The organism is Brevibacillus choshinensis (assembly GCF_001420695.1).
In the GTDB taxonomy this organism is placed as follows: domain Bacteria; phylum Bacillota; class Bacilli; order Brevibacillales; family Brevibacillaceae; genus Brevibacillus; species Brevibacillus choshinensis.
In genome coordinates this window covers 1-14,726 of sequence record NZ_LJJB01000013.1, presented here as the reverse complement: position 1 = coordinate 14,726, position 14,726 = coordinate 1, and the positions used below count along the sequence as shown (strand labels likewise).

At 48.6% G+C, this 14,726-nt stretch carries 12 protein-coding genes and 11 tRNA genes; 3 read left to right on the top strand and 20 right to left on the bottom strand.

Annotated features, from left to right (window positions below; genetic code table 11):
• Positions 1-68 precede the first annotated feature (68 nt).
• Positions 69-3,515 carry a pyruvate carboxylase gene (gene pyc / locus AN963_RS20280; protein ID WP_055746390.1) on the top strand — a complete coding sequence of 1,149 codons (3,447 nt, stop codon included), beginning with the start codon at positions 69-71 and terminating at the stop codon, positions 3,513-3,515.
• A gap of 48 nt (positions 3,516-3,563) precedes the next feature.
• A complete protein-coding gene (locus AN963_RS32025) occupies positions 3,564-4,817 on the top strand; it encodes a flagellar cap protein FliD N-terminal domain-containing protein (protein ID WP_055746389.1) in 1,254 nt (417 codons plus the stop codon).
• Between the two features lie 62 nt (positions 4,818-4,879).
• Here the strand turns inward: AN963_RS32025 and ytfJ are convergent, their stop codons facing one another.
• The 9 genes from ytfJ to AN963_RS20230 all read right to left on the bottom strand — a co-directional run bounded on the left by ytfJ (position 4,880) and on the right by AN963_RS20230 (position 11,759).
• The gene (gene ytfJ, locus AN963_RS20270) at positions 4,880-5,338 is read right to left on the bottom strand and encodes a GerW family sporulation protein (protein WP_055746388.1); all 459 of its coding nucleotides are present in this window, start codon (positions 5,336-5,338) and stop codon (positions 4,880-4,882) included.
• 100 nt (positions 5,339-5,438) lie between these two features.
• Positions 5,439-6,101, bottom strand: coding sequence for a DUF2953 domain-containing protein (locus tag AN963_RS20265; protein WP_055746387.1), 663 nt, complete (start codon positions 6,099-6,101; stop codon positions 5,439-5,441).
• A gap of 67 nt (positions 6,102-6,168) precedes the next feature.
• Entirely contained in the window at positions 6,169-7,146 is a 978-nt protein-coding gene (locus AN963_RS20260) for an S-layer homology domain-containing protein (protein ID WP_055746386.1), read from the bottom strand.
• Between the two features lie 159 nt (positions 7,147-7,305).
• A complete protein-coding gene (gene sleB / locus AN963_RS20255) occupies positions 7,306-7,953 on the bottom strand; it encodes a spore cortex-lytic enzyme (RefSeq protein ID WP_055746385.1) in 648 nt (215 codons plus the stop codon).
• A gap of 114 nt (positions 7,954-8,067) precedes the next feature.
• Positions 8,068-8,928, bottom strand: a complete 861-nt coding sequence (locus AN963_RS20250) for a DUF421 domain-containing protein (RefSeq protein ID WP_055746384.1) — start codon at positions 8,926-8,928, stop codon at positions 8,068-8,070.
• 97 nt (positions 8,929-9,025) lie between these two features.
• Positions 9,026-9,229, bottom strand: a complete 204-nt coding sequence (locus AN963_RS20245) for an alpha/beta-type small acid-soluble spore protein (protein ID WP_007717155.1) — start codon at positions 9,227-9,229, stop codon at positions 9,026-9,028.
• 96 nt (positions 9,230-9,325) lie between these two features.
• Positions 9,326-10,453 carry an MGDG synthase family glycosyltransferase gene (locus AN963_RS20240; RefSeq protein ID WP_055746383.1) on the bottom strand — a complete coding sequence of 376 codons (1,128 nt, stop codon included), beginning with the start codon at positions 10,451-10,453 and terminating at the stop codon, positions 9,326-9,328.
• Positions 10,453-11,037 carry a YkoP family protein gene (locus AN963_RS20235; protein WP_055747801.1) on the bottom strand — a complete coding sequence of 195 codons (585 nt, stop codon included), beginning with the start codon at positions 11,035-11,037 and terminating at the stop codon, positions 10,453-10,455. The genes AN963_RS20240 and AN963_RS20235 overlap by 1 nt, the downstream gene beginning before the upstream one ends.
• A 71-nt stretch (positions 11,038-11,108) precedes the next feature.
• Positions 11,109-11,759 (bottom strand): TerC family protein, encoded by a 651-nt coding sequence (locus tag AN963_RS20230; protein WP_055746382.1) that lies wholly within the window; start codon positions 11,757-11,759, stop codon positions 11,109-11,111.
• Between the two features lie 213 nt (positions 11,760-11,972).
• Here AN963_RS20230 and AN963_RS20225 point away from each other — a divergent pair, with 213 nt between their 5' ends.
• Positions 11,973-13,133, top strand: a complete 1,161-nt coding sequence (locus tag AN963_RS20225; RefSeq protein ID WP_055746381.1) for a sensor histidine kinase — start codon at positions 11,973-11,975, stop codon at positions 13,131-13,133.
• Between the two features lie 266 nt (positions 13,134-13,399).
• Here AN963_RS20225 and AN963_RS20220 read toward each other — a convergent pair.
• From AN963_RS20220 to AN963_RS20170, 11 genes are all read right to left on the bottom strand, one after another.
• Positions 13,400-13,473: transfer RNA gene (locus AN963_RS20220), tRNA-Gly, on the bottom strand.
• A 12-nt stretch (positions 13,474-13,485) separates the two neighbouring features.
• Positions 13,486-13,573 (bottom strand) — tRNA-Leu (locus tag AN963_RS20215).
• A gap of 25 nt (positions 13,574-13,598) precedes the next feature.
• Positions 13,599-13,675, bottom strand: a tRNA-Pro gene (locus tag AN963_RS20210).
• A 51-nt stretch (positions 13,676-13,726) separates the two neighbouring features.
• A tRNA-Arg gene (locus tag AN963_RS20205) sits at positions 13,727-13,803 on the bottom strand.
• Positions 13,804-13,806: 3 nt separating this feature from the next.
• Positions 13,807-13,882, bottom strand: a tRNA-Gly gene (locus AN963_RS20200).
• Positions 13,883-13,902: 20 nt separating this feature from the next.
• A tRNA-Leu gene (locus AN963_RS20195) sits at positions 13,903-13,989 on the bottom strand.
• A gap of 77 nt (positions 13,990-14,066) precedes the next feature.
• A tRNA-Lys gene (locus AN963_RS20190) sits at positions 14,067-14,142 on the bottom strand.
• Positions 14,143-14,155: 13 nt separating this feature from the next.
• Positions 14,156-14,240: transfer RNA gene (locus AN963_RS20185), tRNA-Tyr, on the bottom strand.
• Positions 14,241-14,245: 5 nt separating this feature from the next.
• Positions 14,246-14,321 (bottom strand) — tRNA-Thr (locus AN963_RS20180).
• A gap of 101 nt (positions 14,322-14,422) precedes the next feature.
• A tRNA-Asp gene (locus AN963_RS20175) sits at positions 14,423-14,499 on the bottom strand.
• Positions 14,500-14,579: 80 nt separating this feature from the next.
• Positions 14,580-14,656: transfer RNA gene (locus tag AN963_RS20170), tRNA-Met, on the bottom strand.
• Positions 14,657-14,726 lie beyond the last annotated feature (70 nt).

The following is a 14,726-nucleotide window of genomic DNA, read 5'->3' as shown; positions in this document are numbered from 1 at the left end:
TTTGTATATTGTAATTATATATACTTTTTTCAATTGTTTCTTACAAGCGACAAAAGGGGAGAGAAACCATGCAAAAGAGAAAAATTAATCGTTTACTGGTTGCCAACCGTGGAGAGATCGCCATCCGAATCTTCCGTGCCGCTACCGAGCTAGGAATCCGTACTGTTGCGATTTACTCTGAGCAGGATAACGTCTCGATTCATCGTTTCAAAGCGGACGAGTCCTATTTGGTAGGTGCCGGAAAAGGACCTATCGAAGCCTATCTAGACATCGAAAGCATCATCGAAATTGCCAAGCGCAACGACATCGATGCGATTCACCCAGGCTACGGCTTCCTCGCAGAAAATGCAGAGTTTGCCCAACGCTGTCAAGATGAAGGGATTATCTTTATCGGTCCATCACCAGAGCTGATTGAAAGGTTTGGCGACAAGGTCGAAGCGAGACGCCTCGCAATCGAAGCGAACATTCCAGTCATCCCTGGAACACCTGAGCCTATTGAAACGCTGCAGGAAGCCCTCCTCTTTGCCAAGGAGCATGGCTATCCGATCATTATTAAAGGAGTTTCTGGCGGTGGCGGTCGCGGCATGCGCATCGTCCGCAGTCAAGACGAGCTGCAGGATTCCCTCGATCGCGCCCGCTCTGAAGCGCGTTCGTCGTTTGGAAATGCAAAAGTATATTTGGAGCGTTACCTCGAGCAACCGAAGCACATCGAAGTTCAAATCCTGGGTGACAACCACGGCAACATCGTTCACCTCTACGAACGCGATTGCTCCGTGCAACGCCGTCATCAAAAAGTAGTCGAAGTCGCACCTAGCTTGTCTCTCGACGATGCTTTGCGAAATGAAATATGCCAATCAGCCCTAACCTTGATGCAAAAAGCAGGCTACTCCAATGCCGGTACTGTCGAGTTCTTGCTCACACCTGACAAACGTTTTTATTTTATTGAAGTAAACCCACGTATCCAGGTTGAGCATACCATTACCGAACTGATCACAGGGATTGATATCGTACAAGCACAGATCCGCGTCGCCGAAGGACATGTTCTCTCTGATGAGGAGATCGGCATTGCCTCTCAGGATGATATCTCGATGAACGGATTTGCTATCCAGTGCCGTGTGACCACAGAGGATGCCGAAAATAACTTCCTGCCCGATGCAGGACGACTCTTGGCGTGGCGTACCGGTGGTGGCTTTGGCGTACGTCTCGACGGTGGAAACGGCTACCCTGGCGCGATTATTACCCCTTTCTACGATTCGCTTCTGGTCAAAATCTCGACTTATGGCACAAGCTTTGATCAAGCTGCTCGCAAAATGCTGCGGACTTTGCGCGAATTCCGGATTCGTGGCGTGAAGACCAACCTGCCTTTCTTGGAAAATGTCGTGACTCACCCCGATTTCCTGAGTGGCAGCTACGACACTTCCTTTATTGATACAAAGCCGGAGCTATTTATTTTCCCTGGTCGACAAGACAGGGGGACGAAATTACTTTCCTACATCGGGAATACGATTGTCAATGGGTATCCGGGTCTCGGCAAGCCTGAGAAAAAACCACATTTCGATTCACCGCGCATCCCACGTACGCCATTTAGCCAGCCTTATCCGGAAGGCACCAAACAAATCCTGGATCGCGATGGTGCTGATGGACTCGTAAGGTGGATTCAGGATCAGAAACAGGTGCTCATTACAGATACGACGTTTCGCGACGCTCACCAATCGTTGTTTGCGACGCGTGTGCGAACGTACGACCTTGCCTCCGTGGCTGAAGCGACTGGCAAGCTAGGAGCCGGGCTCTTCTCCCTGGAAATGTGGGGTGGCGCTACCTTTGACACTTCGATGCGCTTTTTGCAGGAATCGCCGTGGGAACGATTGCAAATCTTGCGTCAACGCATTCCGAACGTCTTGTTCCAAATGCTCTTGCGAGGGGCAAACGCTGTTGGCTATACAAACTACCCGGATAATGTCATCCACTCCTTCGTCAAGGCATCTGCTGAAAATGGCATTGACGTATTCCGTATCTTTGACAGCTTGAACTGGCTGCCAGGCATGCAAACAGCCATCGAAGCTGTCCGTGACACCGGTAAAATTGCGGAAGCCTCGATCTGCTATACAGGTGACATTCTCGATCCATCGAAAACCAAATACACGCTAGCCTACTACGTCGAGCTGGCGAAGCAATTGGAAAAAGCCGGTGCTCATATCCTCGCGATTAAAGACATGGCAGGTTTGTTGAAGCCTTACGCAGCCTATGAGCTAGTACGTGCCCTAAAGCAGGAGGTTGGAATCCCGATTCACCTGCACACACACGACACGTCCGGAAATGGCGCAGCAATGCTCCTCAAAGCAATCGAAGCAGGTGTAGATATTGTAGACGCGTGCGTCAGCTCGATGTCTGGTCTGACTTCCCAGCCTAGTCTGAACGGTCTGATCGCCAGTCTGTCACACACCGAGCGAGACAGTAAGCTCTCCCTCGAATCCTTTAACAAACTCTCGGACTATTGGGAAGATGTCCGCCCGTACTACCAAGGTTTTGAAAGTGGCATGAAAGCGAGCAACACAGAGGTGTATGTTCACGAAATGCCAGGTGGTCAGTACACTAATCTGGAGCAGCAAGCCAAAGCAGTCGGATTGGAAGGACGCTGGGAAGAAGTCAAACAAATGTATGCCGTCGTCAACCAGATGTGCGGGGATATCGTGAAGGTAACCCCTTCTTCCAAGGTAGTAGGAGACATGGCGTTGTTTATGGTGCAGAACAATCTCACGGAAGAAAACATCTGGGAGAAAGGCGCACGACTCGACTTCCCAGATTCGGTCATTCAGTTCTTCCAAGGATATCTGGGTCAACCGCCAGGCGGGTTCCCGAAACCATTGCAAGAGCTCGTCTTGAAAGGTCGCGATGCCTTCACAGCTCGCCCGGGTGAATTGCTCGCTCCGATCAACTTTACGCAAGTGGCGAAGGAGCTGGTAGATAAAACCGACCGTGAACCGAATGAGCTCGACGTCCTCTCCTACATCATGTATCCACAGGTGTATCTGCAGTACGATCAACGCATGAAGGAATACGGAGACCTCTCCGTTCTGAATACTTCCACCTTCTTCTACGGACTGCGCCCAGGGGAAGAGACAGCGATCACGATCGAGCGAGGCAAAACACTCGTCATCAAGCTTGTCGCTGTCGGCGAGCTGCATCCGGACGGACGACGCATCATTTACTTTGAATTGAACGGACAGCCTCGCGAAATCTTCGTGCGCGATCAGTCTGCCGTCGTAAGTGAGCTAGTACGTCGCAAGGCTGATGCGCAGAACCAGGCTCATTTGGGGGCCTCCATGCCGGGGAAAGTGCTAAAGGTACTCGTCTCTGAGGGTGACAAGGTACGCAAAGGGGAGCATCTCCTGGTTAGTGAAGCGATGAAGATGGAAACAACCATTCAGGCCCCAATGGACGGAAAAATTAAGTCCGTATATGTAAAAGCAGGCGAAGCCATTGAGACCGGAGATCTCCTCATTGAAATGGAATAAAGATCCACTATAATGGGTGTAGAACTAAAGTGAACGGAGGTGACCGGTATGAAAGTGAACCGGATCAACCATATCCCATTCAGTCAGCGGGTCGGTCGCTACCATTTTCAGATGGTTCAGGCGAAACTGCACACCCCTGTCGACCCGATTATCAGTTACAACCTTCAACCGTTCTACACCCGAGAGCAACAATGGATGACAGAGCTGTCCGATTCGTTGTCACGACTTTATCGCTACTCCTCTGATCTGGATAAAGCAGCTCGCGAGTTCGATCCCGAGCGTAAAGACAGTGCGATCAACGAACGGTTGGCGATCAGCTCAGATCCTGAGGCCGCGACGGCAGAGGCACATGCACGTGCCAAATCACGCACGTACCACCTCGACATCATCCGCTTGGCAAAAACTCAGACCAACAAAGGGAAAATGAAAGAAAGTGCGTCCCCTACTTCTGTGTCGGAAGGCCAACAACAGTTTTCTGTTGTGACGGGAGAACAGGAAGAATCGTTCGCGTTTTATTCCCACGCTTCTGATTCCCACGCGCAGAGTATTCAGCGGATAGAAAACGCTCTACACACCCAGAGTCATTCCGCTGTATCCCCGCGAGTAGATGCTATCGGTAGCATGCAAGCTCTCGTCATCGAAAGCGGCGGGACAGGAACCGATCATTCCTTTTCTTTGCACGATCAGAAAGGAAACAGCGTACGTGCACTAGGTGTCCAGCATGTAGAAACACCAGCTCGCGATGCCGAATACCTTCTCGATGGATCCCTGCACTACTCTTCCGATAACCAGATCACCATCGGAAACGGTGAGGTACGCGTGTCGATGCTACAAGCGGGAAGAGATACGGTATCGATCACCGTTTCACCTGCTACAGAACGCTTGCTCCAACAAACACGACGATTGGTGAGTTCCTTTAACCGTCTGCAGCTCTTTCTTCACGAACAACAGGAATCCTTGGCTACACAAAAGCTCGAGACGTTCGAACGAGTCGCTCAAGCTGCAAAAGGCGTTCTGAATCAATACGGCATCAGGCTGTTGCCAGATGGTCAGATGGAGTTGGATGACCAAACGTGGCTGGAGGCTGTACAAGTCCGCTACGACGATTTTGCTGAAGCCATGAAAGGGTTGGCGAAGCAGTTTCGAGAGGAAACCCTGCGCGTCCAAACCATGCCGCTAGGCTCCTTTTCCCGATCCTTTGACGATGCAGGCAGCCGACTGCCGTACGCATCACTGTCCCCATCCAGCCTGCACTACTTGCATGTAGCCAGCACCGGATTGTTTATCAACCTCTTGTTCTAACGCAAGTAAAAGCAGGTACGCCGCGGATTGATGGCGTACCTGTTTTTGTTTTGCTGCTCTCGTCAGCTCCGCTCCATCAAATCTTCCAGGTCATTGTCCTCGACCTTTGTCACCACCGTAGTGGAATGAAGCGTCGTCTCATCTTTTTTACTAAACATCGCTTGCATCTTGTCCACGAATTGAGGAACGGAGTCCAGAATTCGATCGTACAGATGCGTCGAGTTTTCCAGAGGGATAGAGCGAATTCCTTGCTTTCCTACCACTAGAAATGCTACGGGAGTGATGGAAACGCCTCCGCCACTCCCCCCACCAAATGGATAACTTAGCGTGCCAGGGTGGTCACGATCGTACTGAAATTCACTTCCCCCTGCCGCAAACCCGAAACCCACTTTGGAGATTGGCAAGATGACGCTGCCGTCCGGCGTCTCAACCGGATCCCCGATGATCGTGTTCACATCGACCATTTGCTTGATATTTTCCATCGCCGTTCGCATTAAGCCTTGAATCGGGTGGTCTGCCAAGTCGCTTCCTCCTTTCGATCTTTCCGCATTAGTTAACATGCCCTAAAAAACTCGAAGCATGTACAGCAAGCTTTTTGTGCCAGCATTTCTGCCTCAAGCGTTACGCCTCTGAAGGGGCTGTTCGCCACTTGCGATCTCGACCTTTTCTCAACTGAAAATACATTTTGGCTGCAACGACAATGATATGTCCCAAAGTCACATGGAGAACACAGTGAAACTGTGTACGAATCATGGCTTGGTTCCATGTTGGCTGTACGCTCATACGGGGGATGACTCGTAAGGAAATAGAGTGGGAAATCACGCCGATGAGCATGCTCTTGACTCCCCAAATGATTCCGGTCAGTGCTCCTGTCTCGGATGCTTGTCCTGTTCCCATTACCGTGTGCCAATCCAGCTTGGTGCACCGTATACGCTTGAATAACTGACTAAACATTGGTTGAAGATCATGGATCTTCTCTAATAGGTCACGGTAATTGTGATACCATTTGTTCATTTGCTTTCGCGTGAGATCCTTTATTTTTTCCTTGGTTCTGTTTTTTTGCTGAACTGTCTCTACCTTAGCTACCAGCTCAGGACCCGCCTCTGACTGTTTTAGAAATACCATGGGAATCTCGTACTTTCTGCGAATCAAGCGGAACCATGCGGACAGCTCAACGATGACATGATCGTTTTCTCCGACCCGTCCGTAGAAGAGCATGATCTGTACGGGAGTAATGAATAACAAGATGACCATAACGATTACGATCACAATCAGCCAGCTCACCAAAAAATCCCACCCTTTCCCTCATAGTATGAGTGGAAGAGATGGGATTTATGTCCATCGATCACGATCAATCTAGAATGTATACGTTTACCCCTTGCTTCATCCCATATCCTTGTGCCTCAGTAAGGGAGGGAAGGTACAAGTCTACATGGCGTTGTTTAACAGCTCCGCCGATGTCTGCTGCTACCGCGTAGCCATATCCATCGATGTACAAGTGAGTCCCGAGTGGAATCACATTCGGATCAACAGCGACTACCCCTTTACGTAGTGGGTATTCGAGATACGACAGCACCGATGAATTACTCGGATAACTGTAGGCGGTAGTCTTTACGGTCAGCTTCTCACGATAGGCTGTCCCGTTTGTAAGTGCCTGTTGATCCGCTGCCTTAGACGTCAGTAGATGCATGGCTGCATAGGTAGCCGCTTCTGCCCGTGTGATCGTCGTTTGCGGTTTGAGGGTACCATCTGTGTAAGGACTGACCAAGCGATTCTCCAACGCGTATACGAGTGGACGCTGGTAATCCTCTTTGACGCTGTCTCCGTCCTGATACTTGGCCAAGGACTGAACAGTGGTCGACCATTTCACCTGATTGACAGCTCCGCTCTGCCCCATTGAACGGGTGAGAATGGAAACCATCTCTTCTCTATGTACTGGCTGATTCGGATTCAGGTAGACCCGATTGCCTTGTTTTTGTCCATGAACTATTCCCAATCGATAAGCTGTCTCCGCGTAAGGTGACAACCAGTTGTCTGCAGGAATATCAGCGAAAGAAGATTGTGTCAATTTGACGGGTTCAATCCCCTTTGCCTTGACGAACATGGTAATTATTTCGCCGCGCGTCACAGAGTCATCTGGGCGAAAAGCGTCCATTTGACCTACTGCTCCCGCTATGTATAATTGTTCAATCTGCTTTTCTGCCCAATGACCTGCAACGTCTGAGTACGGGGTGGTAGAAGTCTCGGTTTCGTTCGTCTTTGCCTCTACGACTGGCGATCCTATGATCATCATGGTTACCAGCGAGGCCAGAATCAGTGTTTTCCTCATCATCAACCTCCGATTTAGTGATATGCACATCTTTCATAACATTTTATCGGACCAGAGCTTAAAAACAATGCACAATTGTTCCCAATTACTTGGAAAAACGATTAGAAAAGCCCTTGAACCAGGCTCTCTTTCACCTGATTCAAGGGCATCCACGTATGGTTAACGGGCGAAAATATGCTTGCCAATCTTTTTAATCTGAGGACGTGTCCAAATCCAGTTGGATGTAGCTGTGTCTGGATTGAAATAGTACAGAGCACCGTTCGAAGGGTCCCACCCTCTGACGGCATCCCACGCAGCCTGATATGCCGTTACATTCGGTGTCAGCCAAAACTGTCCGTCATCTACCGCTGTAAATGCGTACGGCTCAAAAATTACACCCTTGACCGTATCCGGAAAATCACCCGATTGCAGGCGATTCATGGCGACGGCAGCTACTGCTACTTGACCTTCGTACTTCTCACCGCGCGCCTCAGAATAAACTAATTGAGCAAGCAGCTGCATCTCTGTCTTATTGACGGACACTTTTTTCAGGACATTCCACGTTTTGTTCCCGACTACACCATCTGCGGCCAGTCCGTAATTTCTCTGAAACTGTTTGACAGCATTGCTCGTATTGCTACCGTATGTGCCATCCAGATTGTCTTTGTAGTAACCGAGCATTTGCAAGCGATATTGCAAATCCCATACATCACCGCTTACGCTCCCTCGTTGCAGCTGCGTAGCGGCAAACGACTCCGTAGGCATAACACTTGCTACGGCTAGGATTGCCAGCAGCAGGGTAATCAGCGTCTTTTTGTTCAACCACATAAAACCGTCCCCTCCTTACGCACACATTCTACAAGCTGGCGAAAGAAGGTTCAATTCAAGTATTTTACCAGATCCGCCAATCGATTCCTCGGAAGAACCTCAGCTGCGCATCCTTCAATGCTTGTATTGAGGCTGAATCTGTTTCAAAATTTCCTCAAGCTTGGTTGCATTATCTTTGTATTTTTGCTGCAGCTTCGAGTTTTGTTCCGCATTCGCTTGCTGCTCAAGATCCTGAAGACATTGCTTAAGCGTTTCATATGTTTCCTGAATTTGCGGCTTCTTCTTGTTGCTACCCGCATCACTCACAAAGTCAAGGTAGAGATTTCCAGTTTCGTCGACTTGACCGAGAAACACATCTTCTACTGTCGTTCTTCTTTTCTTCAGTTGTGTTTCCAACCATACTTGGTTTTTTCCGATGGTAGCCAATGGTTTCGGCATGATTTTTCCATCCATAATGATCGTTTGAGGCATTTTAGCTGGTGCCACATTGAGACCAAGCTGTCCTGGTGTGACAGGCTGTTGATCCGATTTTAATAGCACAGTCAATTCCCCGCTCGTTTCCATCATGGCAAATTCTACATCAGCTACACGAAATACATTCTTCACGCGCAGCTGCTCCAATAAATCCTCGGAGGTCAGCTTCTCTTTCGCGAGATTGTTTTCCAGAATCTTTCCGTCCTGAACGACGATCGTCGATTTCCCTTCCATAATATCACGGTACCATTTGCTTTTCAGAGAAAGCCATTCACTCAACGCCGGGAAAGCTGCAAAAATCGTGAGGGAAATGAGGCTGTGATAAATGGGCCCATCCATCTCCGTTGCCATAAATGCTGCGATGGAACCAACGGTAATCCCAACTATGTATTCGATGTAGGTAAGCTGCCGAATTTGTCTTTTGCCGATTAATTTGGTGAGGAGAAACAAATAGATCAATGCCCCTATCGAGCGAAGTGTTATGTTAAGCCAGTCTGGCATCCTTCTTCCTCCTTTTTCAGCCAATCTGCAGATGATTTCTTATACGTTCAAAAAGGAAAGACACCCGCAGGTGCCTTTCCCCATCCAGCTTATTCAATTAGCCACGTCCAGCCAATTGCTGTTCAGCGAAGGAGACAAGACGTTTTGTAATCTCTCCACCAACCGAACCGTTTTGACGGGAAGTGGTGTCAGGTCCAAGCTGAACGCCGAATTCAGAAGCGATTTCGTATTTCAGTTGGTCCAAAGCTTGATTCGCTTGTGGTACCACCAGATTGTTACTGGATCTGTTGTTGTTAGCCATCTATATCACCTCCTCGTCGTTGGTAGGTTTAATATGTGTGAAGGAAGAGAAGTTCATTCGTGTCAAAAGAATTATTTTCAATTCCAATTTATTACTTTATAACCCCAGCAGATATTCTGCGGTTCGATAAGCTGCCTCAGGTCGACGCAAAGACTCCATTTTCTCAATGACCCTTTCCCACTGCTCTCTGATTCTCAATCGGTTTATGACCTCATGAATTTCCTCAGGACGCTCCACTATGACTGCAGCTTCATTCTGCATGAAAAAAGCACTGTTTCGTCTCTCCTGACCAGGCAGTGGCCGATATAAGATGAGGGGAGTCCTTAATGCCAATGCCTCAGCGCAGCTAATCCCCCCTGGCTTTGAGATATACACATCTGCTGCCCCTATCCATTGCCACATCTGCGGTTCGTAGCCTTTAATGAAAACGACGTGGTGCTGGCTCGTTTCCAGTCGTATCCACGCTTCTAGCTGCATCTGCAGTTTGGCATTTTTTCCAGTGATTACGATGATCTGCAGGGGAGTCTGGATCTTTATCAGCTCGTATAGCATCTCCTGGATTCCACCGTACCCTCCTTCTCCTCCACTCACCAGCACCGTAAAACGATCGAGTGATAAGCCGAGCTTGGTTCGCCAGCCAGGCTTGTCCCTTTTTCCTGCTTCATGAAACGCAGGGCGCACCGGAATTCCGTGAACATGAATTTTGTCAGCACTCACCTGGTACTTATTCGTCAGAACGGCTGCCAGTTGCTCGTGGGCAACGATGTACGAATCGATTTGTGGATGTACCCAAAAGTGATTGATATGGTAATCCGTCGGTACGCTAACGAGATGAAAAGGCTTGTCCATTTTTTGCTTGGCGAGTGCCAAGGCTGACAAGCAATATGCATGAGTCGCGATGACTACATCAGGCTGTTCTTCTATTAGTAGTTCATGAGTCAATTTCAAAGAAAGCCACCAACCCAGCGGCTTTCTCAATGTCGTACTCCATATTTTCTCCTGTTCATAGAGGCGCTGCCAGAGAGGTGGTGCATATCGCAACATCCCCAGATAAAAAAAACGGGACAGCTCCCGTAAAGCAGGACTGGCCGTCTCTAATCCTCCTACGACTCGTGTGGACTCAGAACCTGGTCTTGCTCGCAATTCCTCTGCAAGAGCCTGAGCAGCCATTCGGTGGCCGCTGCCAGCCCATTCTTCCGTCACTAACAGAAATCGTTTCCCCATTAGAGTAAATCTCCTGTAGGTGACTGGTTGGTGCCATAGCGCTCCAGCAATGCTTCCTTGGACATGTACACACGTTTCAAGGGCATTTCATGATTCCATGTCTGCACGCGACGCTTACCATCGGGGTGTATTATTCGTAAGAGTAGGCGTAAGTACCAGCGTTTGTAGCGGAAAAACCAGTTCATGGGCACATCCGAGATCGAAAAGCCCAAAGGCTGGACACCTTTGTGCAGCATTGTCGTACCGACGATCCCTTTGATGCTTTCCCGTTCCGCCATTGTCTCCAAGTAAGCTGCCAACTTGGGCAAAGAGAGCATAATGTGGCGCCGAAGAAGCAAGGCGAGCCGCAGATCGTCCTTGACCCCTTTGCATAGCGTCGCAAAGTAATAGTTATGGATATGTATCTTTACAATGAGATCACCGTTGTAAATCTTTTGATTGTCCGATGTGACCAGTGTCTCACCTCGATATCGCAGTGGAACTACTCGGAAGATGTTGGCTCCCTTTTCAATGTACCTAAGCCGCGTGCAGCGCTGATAAACGTCGTCCCACAACCCCCAGAGCATCAAGAGGCTCGAATTCATCTGCATCCGGATCCTTTCTGGACATGTTTTCTTTGTAGTATGCCCAAGAATACGGTACCCTCATTACCGTTTTACGCCCTTTTTATGCGAGCCCACAGCATGACGAGAGCAGCAACAATGACCGGTAGCCACATATGATTGAGCATAAACGGATTGATCCATTTCCATATGTACGGATCTTCCAGACACATTTCAACGGCTGTAAAAGCGAGTATGCCTCCTCCGACGATGACGAGCCAGCTGAAGCGGTTCATGAGCCGTGCTACCCAGGCGCTCCCCCACATAAGTAGCGGTATGCTCATCAGGAGCCCGAGCATGACTAGCCATAAATCGCCATGAGCTGCACCGCCAACCGCCAAAACGTTGTCCAGACTCATTACAAAATCTGCCAATATGATTGTTCGCACCGCCTGACCAACTGTCTGGTTGCGTGAAACATCTGCCAAATCTTCGTTTTCTCCTAGCATCAGCTTGCATGCTATCCACAGCAATAAAAACCCGCCTATCGCCTTAACCAGGGGGATATCAAGCATCCAGGTTGTCAAGCTTGTCAGTAAAATACGCAAAAAAATAGCTCCCAATGTCCCATACATGACGGCTCGCGTTCTCTCTTTACGTGATAACCCCCGGCAGGCCATCCCAATTACAACCGCATTGTCGCTGCTCAAGACAAGGTCAATCATAAAGATATGCACCAGTCCCAGCCAAAAATGCTCTTCCATCTCTGCCTCCCCTGGTCCACCAAAGTCTGTCCATTCTACTTTATGCGACTAGAATCGGACTCATGATTGAAGATTTTTCCGAAATAAGGATTTTTTTAGCGGATTTTGTAGATAAAAACTTCCATAAAAAAACATTTTATTGCGAAATTAGGAGAATTATACCTTGTCTTACCGTACCCTTTTCCTTTACGATTTTAATGGGGTGGATAAGAGATGGTGGAGACCGTGACGCTTAACCTTTTTAATGTTTCTAGGAAAATTTTAGATATGGCACCAAGTATTACCACGTTGTGGATGCAAGAAATTGTTCGCAGCATGGAAATCCCTGTAACAATCCCCCGCGATTTTGCGGAAAAGCGTACGGCGCTCTTAGCTCGTTATCTAGTGGAAAATGTGGATCAAGACATGCAGACTTGGTCACTGGATATGGGAGAGTGGCTGCGCTCGCAGGAATTCCCCTTCTCCTCCATTTTGCGTACGTATCAGCTGTATCGAAATGTATTTTGGCGGGTTCTTCAACCTGAACTGCACAAATGGTCTTTGTCCCCTTCAGATATGCTTTATCTGGAGACCCAGCTCGGGAAAGCGATGGACGAGAGTGTCTTTTGGGCGGTCTATCATTTTGAGCAGATGATGAACGAAGAGCTGGTTCAAAAGGAAGAAACCATATCGTACTTACACAACGACAAATTGACGATGCTCGGTAAAATAGCAGCAAACATGGCCCATGAGCTCCGCAATCCGCTATGTGCGATCGAAGGATTCCTAAAGCTGATTGGAGAATCCACAAAGGAACAGGCTAAATTGCAGTCGTACATTCAGGTTGTCATGCATGAATTCGAGAATTTGCATCGGCAGCTTACGGGTTTCTTGAGTTTTTCAAAAAAACCGATCTTGGATGAAATTTTCAAGACCGTTCAGGTAGAAAGCTTGTTTGAAGAAGTGGAATTGCTCATTACCCCTCGTTTACTGGGAGAAAACATACGCTTTGAAAAACTAATCCACCCCTGCTCGCTAGCATGCTATGAAGAAGGTCTAAAACAAGTCATCGTCAACTTACTGAACAACGCCATAGACGCGGTACAGTATCGGCCGGACAAATTTGTAAGCGTGATCGCCACATCCTCGGACGGTTGGCTGTATTTGAGTGTGGAGAACAACGGAGAAATGATTCCACCGGAGATTGTTGAGAGTCTGTTTCAACCGTTTTTTACGACCAAGCAAAACGGGACAGGCATCGGATTGTCCATTTGCAAAAATATCATTGAAAAGCATCATGGCACCATTCATTGTGATTCCAATGAGAAGCGCACCCGTTTTATCGTATCACTGCCCATTGAATCTGTAGCAGATCAACCTCTCCCCAAAGTCTGATCAACGCAAAAAAAGCCCCCTGATAATCAGGAGGCGAGGCAAGAGATCCGTTACCGATTGCGTTGGTAAGCGATCTAAGGCTAACTCTACACGAAAACATATGTTTCTACCACTTAAAAAATTAGACAGACTTCGACACATGCCAGGGATCTGAGCAGACCGTACTGTAACGGGTGCATGGATCCTTTTTTGTGCTGCATATAAAGGAAGCTTTGAGGTGAGAAACAAAAAACAGGGTGCCGTAATGGCTCCCTGTTCTATACATATGGAGCGGGTGATGGGAATCGAACCCACGCGACCAGCTTGGAAGGCTGGGGTTCTACCATTGAACTACACCCGCATGTAATTTTGATGGTGCCGAGGACCGGACTTGAACCGGTACGGGAGAAACTCCCGACAGATTTTAAGTCTGTTGCGTCTGCCCATTCCGCCACCCCGGCAAAGCAAAAAATGGTGGGCAAATCATGGTCGGGAAGACAGGATTCGAACCTGCGACCCCTTGGTCCCAAGCCAAGTACTCTACCAAGCTGAGCTACTTCCCGACTATTCAATACATACAATCTTACCACATTATTTTAATAATGGAAAGAAAGTGGCGTGCCCTGAGAGATTCGAACTCCCGACCTTTTGATTCGTAGTCAAACGCTCTATCCAGCTGAGCTAAGGGCACATATGGAGCGGACGAAGGGTCTCGAACCCTCGACCTTCGCCTTGGCAAGGCGACGCTCTACCAATTGAGCTACGTCCGCATGTTAATTGTGAAGTATTTTGGTGCGGTCGAGAGGACTTGAACCTCCACGGTGTTGCCACCACTAGAACCTGAATCTAGCGCGTCTGCCAATTCCGCCACGACCGCATTTTGAATTTTCTGCGTCCCAAGAACGTACGAAACATGTGCTATATCGACACAGTGTACTTTATGGGGGTAAATACTGGTGAGCCATGAAGGACTCGAACCTTCGACCCTCTGATTAAAAGTCAGATGCTCTACCAACTGAGCTAATGGCTCTCAAAAATAAAACTGGTGGGGAGAGACGGATTCGAACCGCCGAACCCAGAGGGAGCAGATTTACAGTCTGCCGCGTTTAGCCACTTCGCTATCTCCCCAGTAATGGTGCCGGCAATAGGACTTGAACCCACAACCCCCTGATTACAAGTCAGGTGCTCTACCAATTGAGCTATACCGGCGTACTCATATATTTTACCAAATCATTCATAGTTTATCAAGTGTCTTTTTACAAATAGTAAATTTTTTCACTTCTATGAATGCCTGCCATCTTTTAAAAAGATGGCGGAGCTGACGGGACTCGAACCCGCGACCTCCGGTGTGACAGACCGGCGTGAACTCCAACTTCACCACAGCTCCATATAAAATTGGTTGCACCCTGCGGGTACTCCCATCTTCCTTGAACTCGAAGTTTCTCGAGGAAGTACAAGGAATAAAATTGGTTGCGGGAGCAGGATTTGAACCTGCGACCTTCGGGTTATGAGCCCGACGAGCTACCGAGCTGCTCCATCCCGCGACAGGGNGCTGACGGGATCGAACCGCCGACCCTCTGCTTGTAAGGCAGATGCTCTCCCAGCTGAGCTAAG

Excerpts from the sequence above, each read along its gene's own strand:
- pyc (WP_055746390.1), top strand. The coding sequence starts at position 69 with ATGCAAAAGAGAAAAATTAATCGTTTACTGGTTGCCAACCGTGGAGAG.
- AN963_RS32025 (WP_055746389.1), top strand. The coding sequence starts at position 3,564 with ATGAAAGTGAACCGGATCAACCATATCCCATTCAGTCAGCGGGTCGGT.
- AN963_RS20260 (WP_055746386.1), bottom strand. The coding sequence starts at position 7,146 with ATGAGGAAAACACTGATTCTGGCCTCGCTGGTAACCATGATGATCATA.
- sleB (WP_055746385.1), bottom strand. The coding sequence starts at position 7,953 with ATGTGGTTGAACAAAAAGACGCTGATTACCCTGCTGCTGGCAATCCTA.
- AN963_RS20250 (WP_055746384.1), bottom strand. The coding sequence starts at position 8,928 with ATGCCAGACTGGCTTAACATAACACTTCGCTCGATAGGGGCATTGATC.
- AN963_RS20245 (WP_007717155.1), bottom strand. The coding sequence starts at position 9,229 with ATGGCTAACAACAACAGATCCAGTAACAATCTGGTGGTACCACAAGCG.
- AN963_RS20240 (WP_055746383.1), bottom strand. The coding sequence starts at position 10,453 with ATGGGGAAACGATTTCTGTTAGTGACGGAAGAATGGGCTGGCAGCGGC.
- AN963_RS20235 (WP_055747801.1), bottom strand. The coding sequence starts at position 11,037 with ATGAATTCGAGCCTCTTGATGCTCTGGGGGTTGTGGGACGACGTTTAT.
- AN963_RS20230 (WP_055746382.1), bottom strand. The coding sequence starts at position 11,759 with ATGGAAGAGCATTTTTGGCTGGGACTGGTGCATATCTTTATGATTGAC.
- AN963_RS20225 (WP_055746381.1), top strand. The coding sequence starts at position 11,973 with ATGGTGGAGACCGTGACGCTTAACCTTTTTAATGTTTCTAGGAAAATT.